Raw genomic sequence first — 22,812 nt, 5'->3', positions numbered from 1 at the left:
CGGAAAAATAGGGGGTTCAGTGCAGGGGGCGGGACGCCTTCAGCCAGACGGCCGCGATGCGGTCCGCCTCGGCGTAGGCGGGGGTATCGAGTTCTTCGCCGAACACGTCGGGATCGATTTCCTCGTAATGCCAGTCCATGGCGGCCTGGGCCAGCAACGGTTCGATGCGGCGCAGGAACGGGTCGTCGTTGTTGATCATCACGACGCCCGTATACAGCAGCAGGCTGCCACCCGGCGCCAGCCGGGTCAGCGCCTGCTTCGTCAGCGCCAGCGACAGCCCGGCACCGAGCTCGCCGCCGCCGTGACGGTAGGCGCGCTCGGATTTGTCGAGCAGGTAGGGCGGGTTCGACACGATCAGGTCGAACTCGCCCGGCACGTCCGACAGCAGGTTGCTGTGACGGGTAGCGACGTTGGCCAGCCCGGCCAGTTGCGCGTTCACCCGGCACAGGTGCATCGCCCGGTCGTTGATGTCCAGTGCCAGCACTTCCGCATCGGGGCAGTGGCGGGCGATCGTCAATGCGCCCGGCCCGGCACCCGCACCCACATCGGCGGCACGGCGCACGGGGCGGCCGGCCGCGGCGATCACGGCCAGCTCGCTGCGCAGCGCGCGGCCGAAGCGGTAGGTGTCCGGGCCGAAGAATACGGCATCGGCCTCGCTGGTCGGGTACGCGGAGTGGAAGTACAGTTCGCCATCGAGCGTGGAGGCCCGGAGCGTGGAACGCCAGCCGTCGCGGTGCGGCTGCGCGATGCCGGCGCGGACCATCAGCGCCAGCAGGTCGGCGGGCAGTGCATCGGCGCGGAATGGCCGGCTCCAGCCGAAGATGTCGGCGACGTTGCGCGCCCACACGTGGTCGCTGCGGTTCTTCACGCGGCTGTGCGTGGCCGGCGTGACCGTGGTGAAGCGGTAGCCGGCGGCGCGCAGCGCCCGGCCCAGCTCTTCCAGCGCGGCCGGATCCGGCAGCGCCTGGGCGCGCGGGGCAGCGGTTGCATGGTCGCCCGTGTCGTCGGAAACCGCGGCGGCGGTCCCGGAATCGGGAAAGCCCCCGCTGGCAAGCACATTCATCATCGGATCCCCTCGGCTGGTTGTAGCGCTGTTTCCGGCGCTGTTTCTGGTTATGTTGTTGATTGATGCGGTATTGACTGATGCGGCGCTGATTGATGCTGTGCTGATTGATGCTGTGCTGATTGATGCTGTGCTGATCGATGCGGTACTCATCGAAGTGCTGGTGATGGATGTGCTGCCGGCGTCATGCCGGGCTGTCGCGGCGGCTGGCGGCGCTGTCGCCGGGTCATTGCGCCAGCCGGGTGAACACGCGTGTCGCCATCAGGCCGGCGGACGTGTGGTGCTGGTTCGGCGCCATCAGGCCGATCAGCAGCGCCATCGCTTCGTCCTTGCTCGCCGTGGCGGCCAGCTGGGCTTCCAGCAGGCGCAGTTCGCAGCCGATGGTCTGCCATGCATGCTCGTCGGCCGGGAAGGTGTGGCGGATCACGCCGCGCGGTGCGTTGTTGCGGGAAGGCGGGGATTCCAGCGTATCGAGGCTGCGGCGCAGCGCCCGATGGCTCGGCACGCGGGCGATCTGCGGCTCGCCGCCGCCGCGCGGCGTGACGATCCAGTCTTCCAGCAACTGCTGTTCGTAGGCGCTGAACACGCCGAACATCTCGGCCCGTTCGCCGTGGATCAGTTTCCAGAAGCGGCTGTTCTCGGCCGGCTCGCCGCGGCGGATCCAGCCCTGCTGCTCGAGCTTTTCGAGGAATTGCGGGATCTGCGCGGGGTCGGCCAGCCAGTCGTTGATGGTGCGGCCGGCAACGCGGCAGTAATCCGAGTGCATGTTCTTGCCGACGGCGGCCTTGGCCGCCAGCATGGCGACGGTTTCGCGTTCCAGGTCGAACGAGGCGATCGCCTCGACGGTGCCGATGCCCAGGTCGTTCAGGCGGAAGCCGTCCGCCACGCGGCGCAGGAACGCGGCGCTGTCGCCCACGCGCGGCAGCACGCGCTTCAATCCTTCCAGCGCCGTGTGGGCGTGGCCGGTATCGGCGTTGTCGACGGTGACGTGCAGCGTGAAGTAATAGGGATCGATGCCCAGTTCGTTCAATTCGTACGACGTGATCAGCAGGTGCAGCGGCAACTGCTCGTAGCCCAGGTTGTAGCCGACGAGTTCCGGCAGGAAATCATCCGCCGACGCTGCCAGCGCCAGCTGGATCGCGCCCTGCACGAAATGCGGCTCCGGCAAGCCCTGCCAGTGTTCGCAGCCATGCTGTTCGAGCAGCTTGCGATAGATGGTGACGTGATTCTTGTCCGGCACGCCGTTGCCCAGTTCTTCCAGGTAGATGCGGATCAGGGCCTGGTAGTCGGGATCTTGCCAACGGTCGAGCACGCCATACAGCCATGCGCCATCGACCAGCTTGGTGGGCGCCACGGCTTTCAGGAAGTACAGCGCCTGCGAGCGGGTCTTGAAATACCGGCGCGGCGCGCCGCTCTTGCGGGCCGCCAGGTAGGCGCGATACTCGGTGCCGACGGCATCGGTGTGGCGCGCGATCCATTGCCCCATCTCGTCGAGGGTGGCCGGCAGGTCGCAAGGCAGCGTGGCCGCCTCGGCGAGGCGGTCTTCCAGGTAGCTGGCGGCCACGGCGGGATCGGCACCTTCGTACAGGGCATGGTAGACGGCCTTGGCATCACCGAGGTCGGTGCCGGAGGCGGGACGTTGAGCGAGGGCGGTATCTGGCATTCTTGTCTCTTTATGCGGGCGGGAAGGGGGCTCGTGTGGCGTGACCCTGGAGCGGCTTCCGTGGCTATTCGTTGATTGCGTGCGTTGATTGCGTGCAGTGATTGCGGGCGTTGATTACCATTAATAGCGTTGTCATCTGTATAACGAGTATGCTGTGCCGCCCCGGCGCTGAGTAGCGGCTGGCATCCCGTGCCCGTGTAAGAGACGGATTACAGGAATGAGATTTCCACTCACCCACGGCTCTCGTATAATGGTTGCGCCACTTATTGGCGACCCACCGCACCGCCGACCGGCGGCCCTGGCATCGGCCCAAAGGACCCCTTGGACACTGGAACGCACGGTAGAACATGGCACACATACACCTTGCCTGGGAAATCGGTGGCGGGCTGGGACATGCGGCCCGGCTGAAGACGCTGGCGCGCGTGCTGCTGGCGCGCGGCCATCGCGTCAGCCTGTCGCTGCGAGATCTCGGCTATACCCAGCGCGTGATGGCCGACCTGCCCGTGCCGCGCTTCCAGGCCCCCGTGTGGCTGCACCGCACCGAAGGCATGCCGCCCAATCATGCGAGCCTGGCCGAAATCCTGCTCGCCGCCGGCTACCTGGAAGTGCCCGGCCTGGCCGGGCTGGCGGAGGGCTGGCGTACCTTGTTCACCTTGCTCGAGCCGGACCTCGTGGTGGCCGATTACGCGCCCACCGCGCTGCTGGCCGCGCGCACGCTCAAGGTGCCGACGGCGTCCGTCGGGGTCGGTTTCTACAGCCCGCCCGCGGACGTCGCATTGCCCTGCCTGCGCGACTGGGAGGGCGTGGCGCAGCAGCGCCTGGCGCGGGCCGAAGCCCACCTGCTCAACGTCGTCAACGCGGTGCTGGAAATGCATGGCGCCCCGGAACTACTGCACGCGGCGCGCCTGCTGCTGGGCGATGCGCCCCTGCTGTGCACGTGGCCGGAATTCGACCACTATGGCCGCCCGGCCGGCGGCGGCGAGTGGCTGGGCCCGGTGACCATGCCGGCCGGCGGGGCCGCGCCCGCATGGCCGCCCGGCACCGGCCCGCGCGTGTTCGCCTACCTGAAGCATGACTATGCCGGCCATGCCGCCGTGCTGCAGGCGCTCGTGGAGGAAGGCTGCCGCGTGCTGTGCTACCTGCCCGAGGTGGCTGCCGGACGGGCGGCGCCGTTGCGCTCGCCTTCGATCGCGTATTCGGCGCAGCCCGTGGCCATGGAAGCGGCACTGGCCGGCGCCGCGCTGTGCGTGTGCCATGGCGGCGAGGCCGCGGTCGTGCAGTCCTCGCTCGCCGGCGTGCCGGTGCTGATGCTGCCGATGCAGCTGGAGCAGTACCTGATGGCGCGCCGGGTGGAAAGCTGGGGCGGCGGCATCAATGGCGCGCGGGTCAAGCCCGATGGCGACTGGCGCGCCGTGGTGCGGCTGCTGCTCGACGATAACCGGTTCCGCACGGCCGCCGCGGCGTTCGCGCACCGGCGCGGCGACCGGACCGCGCTGGAGCGGGCGGAACGGGTGGCCGATGCATTCGAGCGGCAGGTGGCGGCGCGGCGGTAACGCGCCGTCCCGCCATGGCTGCCGGCGGCCGTCAACGATGATCGGATCGGTACCCTCGTCCCGTAACTCCCGAACCGGCATTGCCGCCGGCTTCGGCCCTTATTTTGGCCGCTTTCCGGCCGCTTACTTCGGCCGCGGCTTCCGCAACCGCGCATCCGGCGGCACCAGCTTGCCGGCCCGGATCTGCCGCACCGCCTCGGCCACCGCCCGCGCGCTGTTGCGCACTTCCTGCTGCAGCGGGGCATCCCGGTCCAGCGTGGCATGGCTCTCCGCATACGACTCGTAGTAGCCGACATAGCGGTCCAGCACGGCCTGGGTGCCGGCACCGATCAGGCCCATCCAGTCGAGCCAGTCGGCCAGGTTGCGGCGCTGGCTTTCCACGCCCGCGACATCGCCGTGAACGAACACGCCGTAGGCCCGGCCCGCCAGGTGCTTCGGATAATCCCAGCCTGCCAGTTCCAGGTCCTTGGCTTTGTCGGCTTCCTTGCCATGGGTGCTGGAAGGATCGGCATTGCCGCCGTCGGCGCACACCAGCCGGTCGATCATCAGCTTCAGCGGCGACGGCGACTGGTACCAGTAGGTGGGGGCGACGATCAGCACGCCGTGCGCCAGCACCCACCGTTCGTAGATTTCGTTCATCCAGTCGTTGACCTGGTTCAGGCTGTGGTTCGGGTAGCAGCTGCAGGGCCAGTGGCACAGCGGCATTGCCGTCGATGCGCAGCCCTTGCACGGATGGATGTGGTGGTCGTACGTGGACGTGACCAGCGACAGGTCGAGTACGTCGACTTCGATCTCTTCGGTTTCCAGCGCGGTACGCGCCCATTGCACCATGCGGAAGGTTTTCGACATTTCTCCCGGACAGGTGCCGTCGTTGCGCGAGCTGCCGCAGATCACCAGCACGCGCGACGCCGTGGCCGGATCTTTCTGGCGGCGCTCGGCCGCCAGCAGCCTGTCGTGCGCTGCCTTCCACTCGGCAGAGAGATCGTAGTCAGGATCGGCAAAGCCCGGGCCTGCCTTGACGGTGACGGGCGCCTTGCGGCCGTCGCAATAATTTTGCCAGGCAACTTCTTCCAGCCGCGCGATGTCGGCGCGCAGCGAATCGAAGCGCGGATCGTAGAACGACTGCGTGAACTTGCGGTGGAATGCTTCGCGGTCCAGTTTGCCGGGCGCCTGGCCGGTGCGTACGTCGGTCATCAAGTGTTTCCTCCCATGCCGCTACTGTCGCATCCGCGGTCGAGGGGCTCTGTACGGTAGCGTACATGCCTGCAGCGCACGTCCGTGCCGGGGCGGCCGGGCCTGCATTGCAGGGCGGACCCCAACCATGTAAGCTTCGCATCCGAATTGCAAGTCCTGGCCTAGCTCGTGTACCCATCAACACCCATCGATCCTGGCGCCGCCGCCCGGGCCAACGGCGCGGCGGTCCATGCCATGGCCGCGCGCGGCAGCTATGCCAGGGAACTGTCCGGGTTCCACCTGATGCAGAGCCGGGCCTGCGCGGTGACCGTGATCGTGCTGGTACTGCTGGGCGTCGTGCTCGATTTCGCCGTGTATCCGGAACAGATGGCGCGCTTTGCCATGGTCCGCGTCGTGGCCAGCCTCGGCGTACTGGCCGGGCTCGGCATGCTGTACACCGCATTCGGCAGGCGGCACGTGCACGCCGTGACATTCGTGTGGCTGACTTTCCCGCAGTGGATGATCGCGTGGATGATCCACGTGACGCAGGGCGAGGCATCGCTGTTCTATGCGGGCCTCATCCTGACCATCTTCGCCGTCGGTACGCTGTTCCCGGTCGGTTACCTGTACACGCTGGGATTCGGCGCGCTGACGCTGCTCGCTTACTGGACCGCGTGCGCGACCCGGCCCGACGGCGTGACCGATCACGCGCAGATGCTGTTCCACACGACGATCATCCTGTTCGCCGTGGCGGGCAGTACGGTGTACACGTTCTATAACGAACGGGGCCGCCGCCAGATGTTCGCGCTGAAGGAAGAGCTGGCACGGAAGAACGACGAACTGGCGCGCACCAACCGCGATCTCGCCGACATCAAGGGCCAGCTGATGCAGCAGGAAAAGATGGCGGCGCTGGGCACGCTGTCGGCCGGCCTGCTGCACGAAGTCAACAATCCCGTCAATTTCTGCCTGCTGGCGATCGACGTCGCGCTGGAGGACCCGGTCGCGCAGGACAGTCCGGCGCTGCGCGAATGCCTCGACGATGCCCGGCAGGGCATGCAGCGCGTGCAGTACATCGTCTCCGACCTGAAGACGTTCGCCTACCGCAAGGAGAACGGGGAAGGCGCCGCCTTCCCGTTCGCCCGCGCGCTCGATACGGCGGTGCGGTTCGTCGGCCATGAAACGAAGGGCATCGCTCTGCGGCGCGACATCGCCGGCGCGGCGCTGGTGCTGGGCGACGAGGCGGCCATCGTCGGCGTGCTGATCAACCTGCTCGGCAATGCCGCGCTGGCGCTGCGCGGCGCCGGGACGCCGGCGCCGGAAATCGTCATCGGCGCCCACGAAGGGGGCGAACGGCTGCGCGTCACGGTGCGCGACAACGGCCCCGGCATCGAGGCCGGCCACCTGGACCGGGTATTCGAGCCCTTCTTCACCACGCGCGAAGTGGGGCAGGGCCTGGGCCTGGGGCTGTCGGTCTGCTACAGCGTGGTGCAGCGGCACGGCGGCCACCTGGCGGTCGAGAGCAGGCAGGGAGAATGGACCAGGTTCACGTTCGACCTGCCGCGGGCCGATGGCGGGCATCGCCGCCATCGGATCGACACGTCACACCACCAGGAGAAACAAGCATGACCGACGCTGCCAGGCCATTGCCGGCGATCCTGTATGTCGACGACGAGCCGACGGCGCTGAAGTATTTCCAGCGTGCGCTGGGCGCGCAAGCCACGGTACTCACGGCGGGATCGGTCGAAGAAGGCAAGCGCGTGCTGGAACTGCATGCCGATACCCTCGCCGTGCTGGTGTCCGACCAGCGCATGCCGGGTGCCTGCGGCAACGAACTGCTGTTCTACGCATGGGAGCGTTACCCGCACATCGTGCGCATCCTGACCACCGCGTACTCGGAAATTGACCATACCGCCGATGCGATCAACCAGGGGCAGATCCACCGCTATATCCAGAAGCCGTGGGACCTTGCCGCCCTGCGCCTGGAGATGCGGCAGGCGGTCGACCTGGCGCGGCTGCGGCGCGAGCATGCGCAACTGCTGCGCGAGAAGCTGCTGATCCGGCAGAAGCAGGTGGTGGCCAGCCGCATCGGCACGCTGTACGCCCTATGTGCCGGCGTGACCGGCAATGCCGGCACAATGCCGTTCGACGCCTACCTGTCGGCGGCGCGGTGCGCCGGGATGACGCAGGCCGAACCGGACTGGCTGATGATGATCCACTCGGACCTGATCGCTTCCGAAGCGTTCCGCGCCGCTGCTTTCGGACACCTGGCGCGCGAGCGGTTCGATGCCCTGGCTGCTGGCGGCACCGCACCCGATGGCGTGTTCGCGCTGCTCGGCGAGGCGTTCGGCGCCGCCTTCCACCGCACGGCGGAAGGCGGCACCTTCTTGGATACCGCGTGCCTGACCGAATTCCTGGAAAAACCGACGGCCAGCGCGGTGTCGGCACCGCACGCGGCCTGGCTGGCGGTGCTGCTGTGGCTGGGCCGGCAGGGCCGCACGCTGCACGTGTCGGGCGGGCCCGAAGGCGTGCACGTGCGGCTGGCACTGGCCGATGCCGCGTCCACGCCGCAGCGGCTGGCGGGCTGGATCGAACGGTTCTGACGTTCGTGCGCCCGGCCTGCCGCGGTTTCGCTACGATGTGGCAAACATCGACCAAGGAGGACATCATGCCGCGAGGTGCCAGCCCGAAACGGGAACAGGAATACGAGAAGCTTGAAAAGCAGTTCGAGAAGGAAGGCCGCTACAAGGGCCGCGAAGAAGAAGTGGCGGCGCGCATCGTCAACAAGCAGCGCAAGCAGTTCGGCGAGACCAAGGGAGCCAAGGCGCAGGACCGCGCCGGCGCGTCGCCCGACCGCAGCGTGCCCATCGCGAACTACGAGCACCTGACGGTGCCGCAAGTGAAGGGCGCGCTGGCCGAGCTGACCGCCGCGCAGCGCCGCAAGGTGCGCTCCTATGAGGTGAAGCACAAGAACCGCAAGGGCGTGCTGGAGGCGCTGGACAGGCTGCACTGAGCGCCAGCGCTTCCGCAGCGTCCCGGTGTCCGGCACGGAAAGTCCGGTGTCGGCACCGGGACGCCGCCGCCACGCCGGATCGACGCAGCCGACTTGCCGTCATGCGCCGACGGGATGGTGCACGGCGTCTTTCGCTTGCCGCGCTTGCAGCCGCGCTTGCTGCCATGATTCGCGCTCCGTTAGAATGCCCGTCTTGCATTCTCCCTGATCGCTGTCGCTCCAATGCTCATCCGCCCGCTTTACGCCGCCGCCGTCGCGGTGCTCCTTCTTTCGCAATCCGCAGTCGCCGCCGAAACCTGCCCCCAGCATTACGTGGAAGGCCAGGCGCCGCGCATCCTCAACGAGAAGCTGGCGCGCGCCACCCGCCCGCTGTGCTACAACGTCTTCGGTATCATGCACAGCGGCGTCACGCGTACGCCGCTGTGGTCGGCCGAACACCTGACGCCGCGCCGCATCGCCGCCGCCGAGGACATGTCGCGCGACAACGCCTTCCATGCCGAGAAGCGGCTGCCGAAGGCGCAGCGCGCCGAACTGGCCGATTACGCGCGCAGCGGCTTCGATCGCGGCCACATGGCGCCGAGCGGCAACATGCCGGATGAAACCAGCCAGTACCAGAGCTTCACGCTGGCCAACATGGTGCCGCAGGATGCCGACAACAACCGCCACGTGTGGGCCGGTATCGAGAACGCCGTGCGCAGCATGGTCAAGAAGGAGGGCGACCTGTACGTGATCACCGGCCCGGCTTTCCTGGGCAGCGACCTGCGCAAGGTGGGCAACGTGCTGGTGCCGAGCCATCTCTACAAGGTGGTCTACAGTCCGCGCCAGCGTGCCGGCGGCGCCTGGTTCGTGGCCAACGAGGCCGATGCCAGGCCGCAGACGATGACGATCGCCCAACTGGAAAGCAGGATCGGCATCGATCTGATACCGTCGCTGACGGCGCGGCAGAAGGGGGTCATGCTGAAACTGCCGAAGACGACGAAACGCAAGGGTTAAGAAAGGACCATCACAGATGAGCAAGAAATTCGTGCCGTACGCGAACGAGGCCGACGTGCTGACGATTGGCGGCCTGACCATCGAGAACCGCCTGGACCGGATCACGATCGATGGCGACATCGACCTGACGCTGGACCGGCAAGGACTGGAGCATGCGCGCGCGCTGCACCAGCTGCTGGGTGCCGCGCTCGCACGGCTGGAGGGCCAGAAGGACCTGCCGACCGCGCTGGCGCCGCCGGCCGTGAAGAAGGTCGCCAACCCGTTCGACTGAACGGATCGCTGCATTCGCGGCAGGGCGGTCAACCATGTTGCGCCGCTTCCCGCCGCGTCACTTCGCTCAGGAAGGTAACAGCGACACCACGCCGTCCTCGACGGCAACCTGGCCCGCCACCCGGCCATGCGCCAGCGCGCGGCCGAGGCGCGCTTCCGCCTCGGCGCCGGTGCGCGCCATGCCGAGCAGCCGGCACACGGCGCGCGCCAGTCCCGCCCGGGTCGTGCTGCCCTGCTGGCCCAGCACGTACAGAGCGATATTGCCCAGCTCTTCCAGGCAGATTTCATCGATCGCCCGTTTCCCTTCCGGCTCCGCGCCAGGCACCCGGAAGCCATCCCACGTGGCCGGGTCCAGGTGCTCGGGCCAATAAAACAGGCTGTCATCGGCCGTCGTGCGGACCTGTGCCGGCAGCAGTGCCGCCAGGTGCTTCTCGATGCGCGCGCCGGTGCGGGCCAGGCCCCAGGCGCGGATGATCCGGCGGAACAGCGCCGCCTGCGCCACCGGGCCTTCCTCGTGGACGATGCGGTGCAGCTGGTGGCGCAGCTCGGCGGCCGTGGCCGGTTCGTAGAATCGTTCCGGATCGCCTTGCGGCAGCGTTACCGGCAGATACAGGGCGGCGGCCGGTGAGCTGGCTTGCGGCACCGCCGGCGCTTCCCCGGCCGCTTCGATCGATCCTTCCATCGGCGATTCCGGGACCGCTTCCGACGCCGGTGCCGGGGCCGGCTCGGGCGTGGATGGCCCGGCCGGCGGCGCTTGCTCCTGCCGCAGCAGCGCATCGAGCCGCGCCAGCAATCCCTGCAACGGTGGGTCCGGATCCAGCCACCAGTCGGTGGACCAGGCCCGCGCCAGGTTCCAGCCGAGGCTTTCCAGCACGTGCTGGCGCAGCCGGTCGCGGTCGCGCGCGGTGGCGCCGGAGTGGTACGACGGACCGTCGCATTCGATGCCCAGCAGGTAGCGCCCCGGCGCGCGCGGGTCCACCACGCCCAGGTCGACCCGGTAGCCCGACACGCCGACCTGCTGATGCACGGTCCAGCCGTGCGCGCGCAGCGCGGCGGCAACCTGGCGCTCGAAGCCCCCGGCCGCCGCGCTCGTCACCGCAACGGCACCGGCACCAGCGCCGGCAATGGCCGGGCGGGCGGCCAGCGCGGCCGGACCGCGGATCGCGAACTCCAGGTAATTGCGCAGGTCGCGCACGCCGGCGGCGCGCACCCGCGCCAGGTCGATCTGCTCGGGCAGCAGCGTGCTGAAGATGACGACCGCCTGCCGTGCGCGCGAGATCGCCACGTTCAGGCGGCGCTGGCCGCCTTCCAGGTTCAGCGGGCCGAAGTTCAGGCTCACCTTGCCCTGCGCATCGGGCCCGTAGGTGACCGAGAACAGGATGATGTCGCGTTCGTCGCCCTGCACGTTTTCCAGGTTCTTGATGAACAGCGCCTCCTGCGCCGGCTGGGCGATGGCGCCGTCCAGCGCCGGGTGGGCGCGGCGCCGTTCTTCCAGCAGCCGTTCGATCAGGTGTTGCTGGGCACTGTTGAACGTGACCACGCCCAGCGTGTGCCGGCTGCGCGCCGGATCGAGGTAGTGCCGCTCGATGGCGGCCACGATGGCTTCCGCTTCCGCCCGGTTGGTCTTGGTGCCGCCGCGGTCGTAGACGCCCGGCACGTGCTGGAAGCGCACGGCGGTGTCGGCGGTCACGGGCGACGGGAACGTGACGAGTTCGTTGCCGTAATAGGTGGCGTTGCTGAACGCGATCAGGCTTTCGTGGCGGCTGCGGTAGTGCCAGTTCAGCGTCAGTTCCGGCAGGCCGATGCCGAGGCATTCGTCGAGGATGCTCTCCAGGTCCTGCACCTCGGCATCGGTGTCGCTGCCGTCGCCGTCGTCGGCACGGCTGAAGAAGCTGGTCGGCGGCAACTGCTTCGGGTCCCCCACGCACACCAGCTGGCGGCCGCGGGCAATGGCGCCCACCGCATCCCACACGGGAATCTGCGATGCTTCGTCGAAGATGACGACGTCGAACGGCGCGTGGCCGGCGTCCAGGTACTGCGCCACCGACAGCGGCGACATCAGCAGGCACGGTTTCAGCCGTGGCAGCAGCGTCGGCAGGCCGGCGATCAGCTGGCGCACCGGCATGTGCCGGCGCTGCTTCTGCAATTCGCGGCGCAGCCGGCCCAGCTCCGAATCGGAGCCGCTGGCCAGCGCCGCGGCGGCGGCGCTGGCCGCGGTGGCAGGAACACGCGCCGCCAGCGAAGCCACCACATACTGCTGCGTAAGCTGCTGGAAGCGTTCGTCGGCCTGGCGGAATTCACGGATCTTGCGCTCGTGGTCGGCGCTGGAAAAACCGCACAGTACCGGCTCGCGGTCGATCACCTTGCGCACCCACCAGTTGCGGTAGCTGTATTCGAAGAAGTCGGGCACGCGCTCCAGCGCCACCGTCCCCGCTTCCAGCGCGGCAACGACGCCTTGCAGGCCGCCGTTCACGGCACGGGCACGGGCACCTTGCCACAGGCACCATGGCCGCAGCTGGCGGGCGTGCTGCTGCCAGCCTTGCAGGATCGCCGCGATGGACGCCAGCGCGCCCGAGGCCGCCGTGTCGATGCCCAGGTTGTCGCCGCAGCCGCCCAGGTTCGAGGTATTGCGCAACTGCGTGGAAAAATCGCGCCAGGCATCGCGGTATGCGGCCAGCGCGGCGCCGGCCGGCGCATCGGCGGCCAGCAGCGCGCGGTGTTCGGCGACATACGGCTGCAGGCTGGCGCGCAGCGCCGCGACCAGCGCGATATCGCCGCCGGCCAGGCGGACGACGGCGTCGGCGAAGTCCCTGGCCCACCGTTCGGCGCGTGCCACCGCTTCCCAGTCCGTGCGGTGCGCAGCGAAGTCCCCCTGCAGCAGGGCGCCAGCGTCCGCCGCCATGGCCGCGATGGCGGCATCCTCGTGGTTGACCTGCGCCAGCGCGTCCAGCAAAGGCGGCACGTCGGCGGCAACCGGCTGCTGCGCATCGGTACGGTAGGTTTGCAGGCGTTTCAGCAGGCTGCGCGAGGCGAACCAGCTTTTCGGCCACCATGCCGTTTGCGCGGCAGTCCATTCGCGGCGCAGGTCGGCGGCGGACAGTTGCGCGATCGCGTCGGCATGGCGCCCCGCCAGCAAGGCCCAGGCGCGGTTGCGCGCCTGGCCGTGTTCGCGCAGCGCCGCCAGCCGGGCCCGCGCCGCTTCGTCGTGCGCCGTGCGCGCGACACCGGCGGGCACGCGCGGTGCTTGCAGCAATGTCTCGGCGAGCCGGTCGAGGGCGGCCAGGTCGGCCAGCGACAGGCCATCCGGGGTGGCGCCCAGCAGCTGCAGCGGCGCGGCGCTGGCACTGCCGAGTGCCGCAAGCCGCGTGGCCAGGGCGGCGGCGCTGTCGAGCAGTTCCTGCTCCCACGACGGCGACCAGGCCGCCGTGCCGATGCGGCTCAACGCATGGCCTGCCAGCCCCCGTCCTGCCAGCCCCTGACTGGCCAGCCCCTGACTAGCCAGCCCATCTCCCGCCGGCGTGGTCAGCTGGCTGGCCAGCGCGCCGATCTGGCGGCTGGTCTCGCGCCACGCTTCGAGTTCGGTGCGGGTGTGCGCATCGGGATCTGGCCACGCGAACGGGGCGGGGCGCTCGCCCGCATGCGCGATGCACGTGCCGATCGCGTCGAATACGGTCAGGTCGTTCGGATGCAGCCGGTGCAGCGCGACGGCGAGGCCGTTCAGTTCCGCGCGCAGCGTGGCCAGGCGTGTCGCTTCCAGCTCCCATTCCCTGACGCCGCGCGTGCCGGCGGCGTCGAGCGCAATGCCGAGCTGGCGCACGACGTCGGCCTTCTTCGCCTTCGACGAATGCAGTTCCAGGCTGAACGGGCCCAGGCCGATCGCCGCCAGGCGGCGCTGCACGACTTCCAGCGCGGCCATCTTTTCGGAAACGAACAGCACCGACTTGCCGGTCGCCAGCAAATGGGCGATCAGGTTCGTGATGGTCTGGCTCTTGCCGGTGCCGGGCGGGCCTTCGATGACGAGGCTGGTGCCACTGCCGGCCACGCAGATCGCGCGCAGCTGCGAGGAATCCGACAGCAGCGGCGCGAACAGCTCGTCGGGCCGGTGGCTGGCGTCGAGCGTGCGGGGTTCGAAACCCAGCGCGGCCGGCGCGAACGCCTCGCCGGGATGTTCGACCAGCTGGGCCACGACGGGGTTTTCCTGCAGTTGCCGGTGACGGTCCTGCAAGTCCTTCCACATCAGGTACTTGGTGAACGAGAAGATGCCGAGGTGGACCTGCTCGCGCACCTCCCACCCTTTCAGCTCGGCCACGTGCAGCCGGAACGATTGCAGGATGCCGGCCACGTCGATGCCTTTGTCGTCGGCCGGCAGCACGTCGAAGGCCGGCAGCTTCAGCTGGAAGTCCTGCGCCAGTTTCTGCACCAGTGTCGGGTTGACGAGCGCTTCGTCGTCATGGCGCACCAGCCGGAAGCCGCTGCGCACCGACTGGCGCGTCAGCGTGACGGGCACCAGCAGGATCGGGGCGAGGTGCGCTGCCTCCGCCTCCTGCTGTTCGCGCCACTCGAGCAAGCCGAACACCAGGAACAGCGTGTTGGCGCCGCCTTCCTCGAGGCTGGTGCCGGCGGCGCGGTAGATGTCCAGCAGCCGGCCGTCCAGCGCTTCTTCCGGCACATCGACCAGGATCTCGCTGCGGCCCAGCGCATCGGCCGCCAGCGCATCGAGCGGCGCCTGCCCGATGCGGGCCGCCATGACCGACGCTTCGCGCGGGTCGGTGCCGCTGGCCACCGGCGGCGCTGCACGCAACCGGAAATCCCTGCCGTCGGCCAGCGTGTCCTCGAGGGCGGCCGGGTCCGGGCAGATCACGCGCAATGTCGTCTTTGACGGCTTGAAGTTCAGCAGGCGGTTGCGCAGCGTGAGATCGAGCAGGCGGCCTTTCCAGCGCGCCAGCCGGCCTTCCGGCGTGTCGGCGGTACCGTCGGCGGCCGGCAGCAACGCCGGGTCGAGCGGCGGCAGCGGCGGCATTGGCTCGATGGCGGGGGCATCCTGTTCGACCTCCGGTTCCGCCGCCCCGGCGGGGGCATGGGATGGCAGGGGGCGGATGTGCAGCTCGCGCGCCCGGCGGATGTCCACTGCGCAGGCAAACGCGCCTTCGTCGGCCAGGTGTTCCTCGCCGGCCGCGCAGGCCAGGCGCAGCGGTTGCCGCTGGCCGCCGGTGACGCCGGTGGTCTCGAACACCATCAGTTCGCCCGAGCGCACGCGCTTGCGCACCGCCTGCGCATCGTCGACCAGCGCGGTGGGGAAGCAGGTATCGATCAGCCATACGCCGACCCAGGCGTGGGCTTCCGTCAGCAGCACGACCGGATGCAGGCCGGCCTGCTCCAGGCAGGCGGCGAACAGCATGGCCAGGTCCAGGCAGGTGGCGACCTTCGTGTCGACGATGCGTTCCGGCGTGCGGATCTTCTGGCCATCGGTGCCGAACGATGCCGGCGGATTGGCGTAATGCAGGTCCTGCGCCAGCACCGCGCCATACAGCGCCGAGACCTGCTGCCACACCTTCTCACGGTTGCGCGACTGGTAGCCGTTCATCGACGGGCTGCCGGGCGCCCCGCGCAGCAGCGTGGCGCCGGCCGCGACCAGGTGATCGACGACACGCGAGTTGGGCATGCAGAATGCCGCCAGCAGTTCCGGCAGCAGGCGCGTGCCGGCCCACTGGTCGTAGGCAAGCACTTCCACGCCTTGCTGCGCCTCGCACGGCGCATGCCCGTCGGCGCTGGCCGTCAGCACCACGTTCGCGCGCTGGGCTTCGTCCAGGCCGGCCAGCCAGGCGTGGTCGGGCTTCAGGTCGACCGGCGCGATGGTCCGCGTCTCGCCCGCAGCCAGGCGTTCGAAGCGCAACGTCAGACCGGCGGCAAAGGCCGGCTGGCAGGCGATCGATACCTCGACATTGGTCAGCGCGGCCGTACCGGCGTTGGCGAGCGCGATACTGCGCACCACGGGCACGTCGTTCTGCATGGCTGCGTAGCCGGTGGTGGCGTCGGCCGTGAACGTCACGCTCAGCGGAGCGACCGGCAAGTCCGGCGGGATTGGCAAATCCGGCAAATGCGGCGAATCGGGCTGGTTCGGCAGGTCGGCGGCGGCGGGTTGGTCTGGTGTCATTGGTCCGGAAGAGGGCTGGCTATCCTGCCAATGTTATCAGGAAGGATGTCCGGCCGGAAAGGACGGTCGTGCTGGGCCCGGGCCGCAGGGCTCAGGCCGGGCAGGTGACGGCGGCTTCGCGCAGCGGCCGCCAGCCCAGCCGTGCCTCCACCAGCCGGCGATAGCGGGTGTCGATGTGCGGCGGAGTGCGGCGCAGGTAGAACTCGGCGGCCGCGCGGGTTTCGCCGGAGAGACGGGACAGCAGGCCGACCGCTTCTTCGGCCGACGGCATGCGTCCGCCAACGCCGGCGAACTTCGGCGGCAGTGCCGTCCAGATGGCGGCATCGATGCGCCGGCCGCGCAGCCAGGCGGCGATTTCCTGCTGGACAGGGGCGCCATCGATGGCGGGAATGCTGCCGATGGATTCAGGGTGCCCCGGGGTGATCTTTTCGCGCGCGGCCAGCATGGCGCGCGCGGTGTCGAGGTCGGGCGCGTCGACGTAGGCCCAATACGTGGGGACCAGCGGCACGCCGGGACACAGCACCAGCGCCAGCTCGGCGCTGTCATCGCTGTCACGGGCGAATTCCAGCGGCAGCAGCGGGCCTCCCGGGTGCCAGCCGGATGCCAGTTTCAACGGGCCGGGCTTCCACAGCAGCGAACCCCAGGCAATACAGACGATGTTCATGGTAATGGATTGTCATGGACAGGCTCGCATTGTAGGGTGCGCCGTGGAAAAGCAGAGCACGACAGGCCGAGGTGGCGCCGGACCCTTGCTCAGCGGTGGATCACCACCAGCAGCGCCCTGGCTTCCGTCTTGCCGATATTGCGCAGCGCATGCTGCTGGTCGGCCGGGTAGCGCGCGGTGCCGCCCAGCTTGACCTTCTTCTTGTTCGCCCCCACTTCGATCTCGATGGCGCCGTGCAGCAGCGTGACGTGTTCGGTGGTGCCGGGATCGTGGGCCTGGGAGACCAGTTCGCCGCCCGGCGCCAGCGTCAGTTCATACCATTCGTATTTACCGGCCAGTTCCATCGGGCCCAGGATGCGCAGCACGTAACCGGCATGGTTGCCCGGCAGGGTCGGCGTCTCGTGCGCGTCGACGACGCGGATCGTGTCGACCGGGCGCTGCTCGTCGGCCAGCAGTTCGCCGATCGCCACCCCCAGCGCATTGGCCAGGCGCCACGTGATGGCGATCGTCGGGTTGGCCTTTTCGCGCTCGATCTGCGACAGCATCGATTTCGACACGCCGGCGATGCGCGACAGATCCTCCAGCGTCAGGCCGCGCGCCAGGCGCAGGCGTTGCAGGGCGGCGCCCACCTCGGGCGGGGCGTTGGCGATGGGTACGGCGGGCGATTTCGTCATTGGCGGTTGCAAAGTTCAATAAGCTTATGTAGGATTCAGTATATCGAACAAAAGTTCAAGATAATGAATACCGGAGAAAATACAGGAATCGGGGCGAAGTTCGATACCCTGTTCTCCGCGATGCACGGTACAACAGGGTCAACATGCCGGTCAAGCAATGGCCGCCGGCCGCGACCCACTGAAATCAGCTGAACATCCGCTGGAACCCAACCGAGGATCACCATGAGCAAACAAGCGAATTTCTATGCCGGCCTGCGGCACAACCTGGAGCAGCTGCGCGAACAGGGCCTGTACAAGCCCGAGCGCGTGCTGGCTTCGCGCCAGGGCGCGGAAGTGACGGGCGACGACGGAAGAACGCTGATCAATATGTGCGCCAACAATTACCTGGGGCTATCCGGCGAAGAGTGGGTGGCCCGGGCATCGATCGATGCCACCGAACAGTATGGCTACGGCCTGTCGTCGGTGCGCTTCATCTGCGGGACGCAGACGGTGCACAAGCAGCTGGAGCGGGCGATCTCGGAATTCCTGGGCACCGAGGACACGATCCTGTACGCGGCCGCCTTCGACGCCAATGGCGGCGTGTTCGAGCCGCTGTTCGACGAGAACGACGCGATCATTTCCGACGCGCTGAACCACGCCTCGATCATCGACGGCATCCGCCTGTGCAAGGCGGCACGCTACCGCTATGCCCACAACGACATGGCCGACCTGGAAGCCCAGCTGCAGGCGGCCAGCGGCAAGCGCCACAAGATCATCGTGACCGACGGCGTGTTCTCGATGGACGGCACGATCGCGCAGCTCGACAGGATCGTCGCGCTGGCCGAACAGTATGGTGCGCTGGTGATGATCGACGAATGCCATGCGTCGGGCTTCATGGGCAAGACCGGCCGCGGCACGCACGAGCACCACGGCGTGCTGGGCAGGATCGACATCATCACCGGCACCCTCGGCAAGGCGCTGGGCGGCGCGATGGGCGGTTTCACGAGCGGGCGCAAGGAAGTGATCGACACGCTGCGCCAGAAATCGCGCCCGTACCTGTTCTCGAACACGCTGGCGCCGTCGATCGCCGGCGCATCGCTGGCGGTACTGAAAAAACTCTCCGGATCGACCGAGCTGCGCGACCGCCTGCATGAAAACACCGCCTACTTCCGCCAGGAGATCGAGCGCATCGGCTTCACCATCAAGCCGGGTACGCACCCGGTGGTGCCGGTGATGCTGTTCGAGGCGCCGGTGGCGCAGAAATTCGCGGCGCGCATGTATGAACTGGGCGTGCTGCTGTCGGGCTTCTTCTATCCGGTGGTGCCGATGGGCCAGGCGCGCGTGCGCGTGCAGCTCTCCGCGGCGCACACCCGGGAACAGCTGGACAAGGTACTGGCCGCGTTCGCGCAGGCCGGCAAGGAACTCGGCATTCTGAAGGAACAATAATATGGAACGGATTCTCGTCATCGGCGCCAATGGCCAGATCGGCAGCGAACTGGTGGAAGCCCTGTCGGTCAAGTACGGCGCCGACAATGTGTTCGCCACCGACATCTCGCCGAAGAACCTGTATGGCGCCGCGCAATACCAGGTGCTGAACGTGCTCGACGACGAAGCGCTGGCGCAGCTGGTCTCGTCGCAGGACATCACCCAGGTGTACCAGCTGGCCGCGATGCTGTCCGCCACCGGCGAAAGCGCGCCGCTGAAGGCCTGGAAGCTGAACATGGATGGCCTGCTGAACATTCTCGAGGTGGCCCGCGAGCGCAAGGAGCTCGGCAAGCCATTGAAAGTGTTCTGGCCGTCGTCGATCGCCGCGTTCGGCCCGAACACGCCGCAGGATGCCACGCCGCAGATGGCGGTGATGGATCCGACGTCGATCTACGGCATCAGCAAGCTGGCCGGCGAACGCCTGTGCGAGTACTACCACCTGAAATACGGCGTGGACGTGCGCAGCATCCGCTACCCCGGCATCATCAGCTACAAGTCGCCGCCGGGCGGCGGCACCACCGATTACGCCATCGCGATCTTCCATGCCGCGCTGCGGGGCGAACGCTACGAATGCTTCCTCGGCCCGCAGACCACGCTGCCGATGATCTACATGCCCGACGCGATCCGCGCCACGCTCGAACTGATGGAGGCGCCGGCGGAACAGGTGAAAATCCGTTCGTCGTACAACGTGGCCGGCGTGTCGTTCTCGCCGGAACAGCTGGCCGCCGCGATCAAGGCCCAGGTGCCGCGTTTCGCGGTCTCGTACAGGCCGGACAGCCGCCAGCAGATCGCCGACACGTGGCCGAAAAGCCTGGACGACGGTGCGGCACGGGCCGACTGGGGCTGGCAAGCCCGCATCGGCGTCGAGGAAATCGTTCGGGACATGCTGGCCAACATCGACGTGAAAGTCAGCCAGGCCGCCTGATCCGCGCCACGCCATCTTCACTATGACTATAAAGAGAGACAAAGATGGACATGAGCGTATTCGACCTGTTCAAGATCGGCATCGGCCCCTCCAGTTCGCACACGGTGGGGCCGATGGTGGCGGCGCGCCGCTTCCTGCTGGACCAGGGGCCGCTGGATGACGCGAGCGGCGTCACGGCCGAACTGTATGGCTCGCTGGCGCTGACCGGCGTCGGCCACGGTACCGACACGGCGGTGATCCTCGGCCTGATGGGCGAAACGCCGCAGGACGTGGACCCCGGCCGGGTCGATGCGATGCTGGCGGAGGCGCAGCGGCGCGGCGAACTGAGCCTGCTGGGCGTGAAGACGGTGCCGTTCGTGCGTGCGCGGCACCTGGTATTCCACAAGACCGAGAACCTGCCGGAGCACCCGAACGGCATGCGTTTTACGCTGCACCGTCCGGGCGGCGACACCAGCCGGGTGTATTACTCGATCGGCGGCGGGTTCATCCGCGCCGAAGGCGAGGGCACCGCGCCGGACGGCGCACCGGCCGCAGCGGTGCCGTATCCGTTCGACACGATGGCCGACCTGCTCGCGCACGGCGCGCGCACCGGCCTGGCGATCCCGCGCATGCTGCGTGCGAACGAGCTGGCGCGCATGCCGGCCGAACAGCTCGATGCGGGACTGGACCGGATCTGGCAGGTCATGCGGTCATGCATTGCGCGCGGGCTGGAAACGTCGGGCCAGCTGCCGGGCGGCCTGAACGTGAAGCGCCGCGCCGCGAAGCTGTGGCAGCAGGCCCAGGGTGCGGACCGCGCCAACGAGCTGCCGCACGATGCACTCAATGGCGTGTCGCTGTATGCGATGGCCGTCAACGAGGAAAACGCCGCTGGCGGCCGGGTAGTGACCGCACCGACCAACGGCGCAGCCGGTATCATTCCCGCGGTACTGAAATACTATGCGGAAGATTGCAAGCCGCTCGACCCGGTGAGCGGCGTGCGCGACTTCCTGCTGAGTGCCGCCGCGATCGGCATGCTGTGCAAGCGGAACGCGTCGATTTCCGGCGCGGAGATCGGCTGCCAGGGCGAAGTGGGCGTGGCCTGCGCCATGGCCGCCGCCGGCCTGGTCGCCGCGCTGGGCGGTTCCAACGCGCAGATCGAAAACGCCGCGGAGATCGGCATCGAGCACCACCTGGGCATGACCTGCGATCCGATCGGCGGCCTGGTGCAGATCCCCTGCATCGAGCGCAACGGCATGGGCGCGGTCAAAGCCATCACGGCCGCGTCGCTGGCGCTGAAGGGCGACGGCACGCACTTCGTCAGCCTCGACGACGTGATCGAGACGATGCGCCAGACCGGCGCCGACATGGGCGCGAAATACAAGGAAACATCGCTGGGCGGGCTGGCGGTGCACGTGGTGACGGTGAATCACGCCGCTTGCTAGTCTGGCGGGGTACCTGCGGCTCAGGGGTCTGTCCCCGCCAGTCGCTGGCATCGAGCCCCGGCCAGCGGCTCTGGGGTCTGTCCCCGCCAGTCGCCGGCATGAAATCTCGGCCAGCGGCTTCACACAAGGGGACTGACGCCGGTGTTCAAGCGCGCCGAACCGAAGCCGATACAACATAAAATTCGAAAAGCTGGCAAATTTCGCAAAGAAACTGCGGCCGCACTATAATAGTTATCCCTCTTCTGTGCACAACCGGATCTCCTGAATCATGCAATATGTGTCCACCCGCGCCGACGTGTCGGCCGCCGCAGCACCTTCCCAGCAAACTTCCGCGCAGTTTTCCGACATCCTGTTGGGCGGCCTGGCCCCCGACGGCGGCCTGTATTTGCCGAGCGAGTATCCGCAAGTCACCGGTGCCGAACTCGATGCGTGGCGCAAGCTGTCGTATGCCGATCTCGCGTTTGCGATCCTGTCCAAGTTCGCGACCGACATTCCGGAAGCGGACCTGAAGGCGCTGGCACACAAGACCTACACGGCCGACGTCTACCGCAACGCCCGCGAAGGCGAGAACGCGGCCGACATCACGCCGCTGCGCGTGCTGGAAGAAAACGGCGGCAGGAAGCTGGTGCTGCAGGCGCTGTCGAACGGCCCGACGCTGGCCTTCAAGGACATGGCGATGCAACTGCTCGGCAACCTGTTCGAATACGCGCTGGCGAAACAGGATGCGCAGCTGAACATCTTCGGCGCGACCTCCGGCGATACCGGCAGCGCGGCGGAATATGCGATGCGCGGCAAGCGCGGCATTCGCGTGTTCATGCTGTCGCCGCACAAGAAGATGAGCGCATTCCAGACCGCGCAGATGTTCAGCCTACAGGACCCGAACATCCTGAACATCGCCGTCGAAGGCGTGTTCGACGATTGCCAGGACATGGTGAAGGCCGTGTCGAACGACCTGGAATTCAAGTCGCGCTACAAGATCGGCACCGTCAATTCGATCAACTGGGCACGCGTGGTCGCGCAGGTAGTCTATTACTTCCGCGGCTACCTGGCGGCCACCACGTCGAACGACCAGAAAGTCTCGTTCACGGTACCGTCGGGGAACTTCGGCAATATCTGCGCCGGCCACATCGCCCGCATGATGGGTCTGCCGATCGACAAGCTGGTGGTCGCCACCAACGAGAACGACGTGCTCGACGAGTTCTTCAGGACCGGCATCTACCGCGTGCGCAAGTCGGCCGAGACGTACCACACCAGCAGCCCGTCGATGGACATCAGCAAGGCCTCGAACTTCGAGCGCTTCATCTATGACCTGGTGGGCCGCGATCCGGCACGCGTCAAGGCGCTGTTCACGAAGGTGGAAAGCGACGGCGGCTTCGACCTTTCCGGCGGACCCGGAAGCGATGGCGACGAATTCGCCACGGTGGCGCAATACGGCTTCAAGTCCGGCAAGTCGACGCATGCCGACCGCCTGCAGACGATTCGGGACGTGGCTGACGATTACGGCATCGTCATCGATACGCACACGGCGGACGGCATCAAGGTGGCCAGGGAAAACCTGGAAGAGGGCGTGCCGATGATCGTGCTGGAAACGGCGCTGGCGGCGAAATTCAATGAAACGATCCTGGAAGCGCTGGGCGAGGACGCGGAACGCCCGGCCGGCTTCGAGGATATCGAATCGCTGCCGCAGAAGTACACCGTGATGCCGCCGGACGTCGACAAGATGAAGGCGTACATTGCGGCCAACGTCGACGCCGCTCCGGCGCTCTGACATGACGGGGACGCGCA

The 22,812-nt window shown here is 67.8% G+C and carries 16 protein-coding genes; 10 read left to right on the top strand and 6 right to left on the bottom strand.

The genetic code is table 11. The features are described 5' to 3' along the window. Positions 1-16: 16 nt before the first annotated feature. The gene (locus FHS02_RS04655) at positions 17-1,066 is read right to left on the bottom strand and encodes a methyltransferase (RefSeq protein ID WP_229422547.1); all 1,050 of its coding nucleotides are present in this window, start codon (positions 1,064-1,066) and stop codon (positions 17-19) included. Positions 1,067-1,289: 223 nt separating this feature from the next. After that, positions 1,290-2,726 carry an iron-containing redox enzyme family protein gene (locus FHS02_RS04650; RefSeq protein WP_137313016.1) on the bottom strand — a complete coding sequence of 479 codons (1,437 nt, stop codon included), beginning with the start codon at positions 2,724-2,726 and terminating at the stop codon, positions 1,290-1,292. A gap of 347 nt (positions 2,727-3,073) precedes the next feature. On the opposite strand from FHS02_RS04650, the gene FHS02_RS04645 reads away from it, so the two are divergent. Then, entirely contained in the window at positions 3,074-4,279 is a 1,206-nt protein-coding gene (locus tag FHS02_RS04645; RefSeq protein WP_137313015.1) for a glycosyltransferase, read from the top strand. 123 nt (positions 4,280-4,402) lie between these two features. Here FHS02_RS04645 and FHS02_RS04640 read toward each other — a convergent pair whose 3' ends face one another. Beyond that, the gene (locus tag FHS02_RS04640; RefSeq protein WP_137313014.1) at positions 4,403-5,473 is read right to left on the bottom strand and encodes a flavodoxin family protein; all 1,071 of its coding nucleotides are present in this window, start codon (positions 5,471-5,473) and stop codon (positions 4,403-4,405) included. Positions 5,474-5,707: 234 nt separating this feature from the next. On the opposite strand from FHS02_RS04640, the gene FHS02_RS04635 reads away from it, so the two are divergent. From FHS02_RS04635 to FHS02_RS04615, 5 genes are all read left to right on the top strand, one after another. After that, positions 5,708-7,078 carry a sensor histidine kinase gene (locus tag FHS02_RS04635; protein WP_137317303.1) on the top strand — a complete coding sequence of 457 codons (1,371 nt, stop codon included), beginning with the start codon at positions 5,708-5,710 and terminating at the stop codon, positions 7,076-7,078. Continuing rightward, positions 7,075-8,052, top strand: coding sequence for a response regulator (locus FHS02_RS04630; protein ID WP_137313013.1), 978 nt, complete (start codon positions 7,075-7,077; stop codon positions 8,050-8,052). The genes FHS02_RS04635 and FHS02_RS04630 overlap by 4 nt, the downstream gene beginning before the upstream one ends. A 65-nt stretch (positions 8,053-8,117) precedes the next feature. Beyond that, positions 8,118-8,462 (top strand): hypothetical protein, encoded by a 345-nt coding sequence (locus tag FHS02_RS04625; protein ID WP_137313012.1) that lies wholly within the window; start codon positions 8,118-8,120, stop codon positions 8,460-8,462. A gap of 222 nt (positions 8,463-8,684) precedes the next feature. Continuing rightward, on the top strand, positions 8,685-9,455 hold the full coding sequence (locus FHS02_RS04620) for a DNA/RNA non-specific endonuclease (protein ID WP_137313011.1): 771 nt from the start codon (positions 8,685-8,687) through the stop codon (positions 9,453-9,455). Between the two features lie 16 nt (positions 9,456-9,471). Beyond that, positions 9,472-9,726, top strand: a complete 255-nt coding sequence (locus tag FHS02_RS04615) for a hypothetical protein (protein WP_137313010.1) — start codon at positions 9,472-9,474, stop codon at positions 9,724-9,726. A 66-nt stretch (positions 9,727-9,792) separates the two neighbouring features. Here FHS02_RS04615 and proA read toward each other — a convergent pair whose 3' ends face one another. The 3 genes from proA to FHS02_RS04600 all read right to left on the bottom strand — a co-directional run bounded on the left by proA (position 9,793) and on the right by FHS02_RS04600 (position 17,217). Beyond that, the gene (gene proA, locus FHS02_RS04610) at positions 9,793-15,879 is read right to left on the bottom strand and encodes an anti-phage protein ProA (RefSeq protein WP_137313009.1); all 6,087 of its coding nucleotides are present in this window, start codon (positions 15,877-15,879) and stop codon (positions 9,793-9,795) included. A gap of 91 nt (positions 15,880-15,970) precedes the next feature. Further along, positions 15,971-16,543: a hypothetical protein gene (locus FHS02_RS04605; RefSeq protein WP_137313008.1), complete on the bottom strand. Its 573-nt coding sequence runs from the start codon at positions 16,541-16,543 to the stop codon at positions 15,971-15,973. Between the two features lie 89 nt (positions 16,544-16,632). Continuing rightward, positions 16,633-17,217 carry a helix-turn-helix domain-containing protein gene (locus FHS02_RS04600; RefSeq protein ID WP_137313007.1) on the bottom strand — a complete coding sequence of 195 codons (585 nt, stop codon included), beginning with the start codon at positions 17,215-17,217 and terminating at the stop codon, positions 16,633-16,635. 222 nt (positions 17,218-17,439) lie between these two features. Between FHS02_RS04600 and kbl the strand changes: the two genes are divergently transcribed. The 4 genes from kbl (at position 17,440) to thrC (ending at position 22,795) form a co-directional block, all read left to right on the top strand. After that, positions 17,440-18,642 carry a glycine C-acetyltransferase gene (gene kbl / locus FHS02_RS04595; protein WP_175424735.1) on the top strand — a complete coding sequence of 401 codons (1,203 nt, stop codon included), beginning with the start codon at positions 17,440-17,442 and terminating at the stop codon, positions 18,640-18,642. 1 nt (position 18,643) lies between these two features. Further along, positions 18,644-19,606, top strand: coding sequence for an NAD-dependent epimerase/dehydratase family protein (locus tag FHS02_RS04590; protein ID WP_137313005.1), 963 nt, complete (start codon positions 18,644-18,646; stop codon positions 19,604-19,606). 44 nt (positions 19,607-19,650) lie between these two features. Further along, positions 19,651-21,027: an L-serine ammonia-lyase gene (locus tag FHS02_RS04585; RefSeq protein ID WP_137313004.1), complete on the top strand. Its 1,377-nt coding sequence runs from the start codon at positions 19,651-19,653 to the stop codon at positions 21,025-21,027. 268 nt (positions 21,028-21,295) lie between these two features. Next, a complete protein-coding gene (thrC, locus tag FHS02_RS04580; protein WP_137313003.1) occupies positions 21,296-22,795 on the top strand; it encodes a threonine synthase in 1,500 nt (499 codons plus the stop codon). The last annotated feature ends 17 nt before the right edge of the window (positions 22,796-22,812 follow it).

This window comes from Pseudoduganella umbonata, from assembly GCF_014192225.1.
GTDB lineage: Bacteria > Pseudomonadota > Gammaproteobacteria > Burkholderiales > Burkholderiaceae_D > Rugamonas > Rugamonas umbonata.
This window is presented reverse-complemented; position numbering and strand designations above follow the sequence as displayed.

Coding starts and splice junctions, on each gene's coding strand:
- kbl (WP_175424735.1), top strand. CDS start 17,440: ATGAGCAAACAAGCGAATTTCTATGCCGGCCTGCGGCACAACCTGGAG.
- FHS02_RS04600 (WP_137313007.1), bottom strand. CDS start 17,217: ATGACGAAATCGCCCGCCGTACCCATCGCCAACGCCCCGCCCGAGGTG.
- FHS02_RS04650 (WP_137313016.1), bottom strand. CDS start 2,726: ATGCCAGATACCGCCCTCGCTCAACGTCCCGCCTCCGGCACCGACCTC.
- FHS02_RS04625 (WP_137313012.1), top strand. CDS start 8,118: ATGCCGCGAGGTGCCAGCCCGAAACGGGAACAGGAATACGAGAAGCTT.
- FHS02_RS04590 (WP_137313005.1), top strand. CDS start 18,644: ATGGAACGGATTCTCGTCATCGGCGCCAATGGCCAGATCGGCAGCGAA.
- FHS02_RS04655 (WP_229422547.1), bottom strand. CDS start 1,066: ATGATGAATGTGCTTGCCAGCGGGGGCTTTCCCGATTCCGGGACCGCC.
- FHS02_RS04620 (WP_137313011.1), top strand. CDS start 8,685: ATGCTCATCCGCCCGCTTTACGCCGCCGCCGTCGCGGTGCTCCTTCTT.
- FHS02_RS04645 (WP_137313015.1), top strand. CDS start 3,074: ATGGCACACATACACCTTGCCTGGGAAATCGGTGGCGGGCTGGGACAT.
- FHS02_RS04630 (WP_137313013.1), top strand. CDS start 7,075: ATGACCGACGCTGCCAGGCCATTGCCGGCGATCCTGTATGTCGACGAC.
- FHS02_RS04615 (WP_137313010.1), top strand. CDS start 9,472: ATGAGCAAGAAATTCGTGCCGTACGCGAACGAGGCCGACGTGCTGACG.
- FHS02_RS04585 (WP_137313004.1), top strand. CDS start 19,651: ATGGACATGAGCGTATTCGACCTGTTCAAGATCGGCATCGGCCCCTCC.
- thrC (WP_137313003.1), top strand. CDS start 21,296: ATGCAATATGTGTCCACCCGCGCCGACGTGTCGGCCGCCGCAGCACCT.
- FHS02_RS04640 (WP_137313014.1), bottom strand. CDS start 5,473: ATGACCGACGTACGCACCGGCCAGGCGCCCGGCAAACTGGACCGCGAA.
- FHS02_RS04635 (WP_137317303.1), top strand. CDS start 5,708: ATGGCCGCGCGCGGCAGCTATGCCAGGGAACTGTCCGGGTTCCACCTG.
- proA (WP_137313009.1), bottom strand. CDS start 15,879: ATGACACCAGACCAACCCGCCGCCGCCGACCTGCCGAACCAGCCCGAT.
- FHS02_RS04605 (WP_137313008.1), bottom strand. CDS start 16,543: ATGAACATCGTCTGTATTGCCTGGGGTTCGCTGCTGTGGAAGCCCGGC.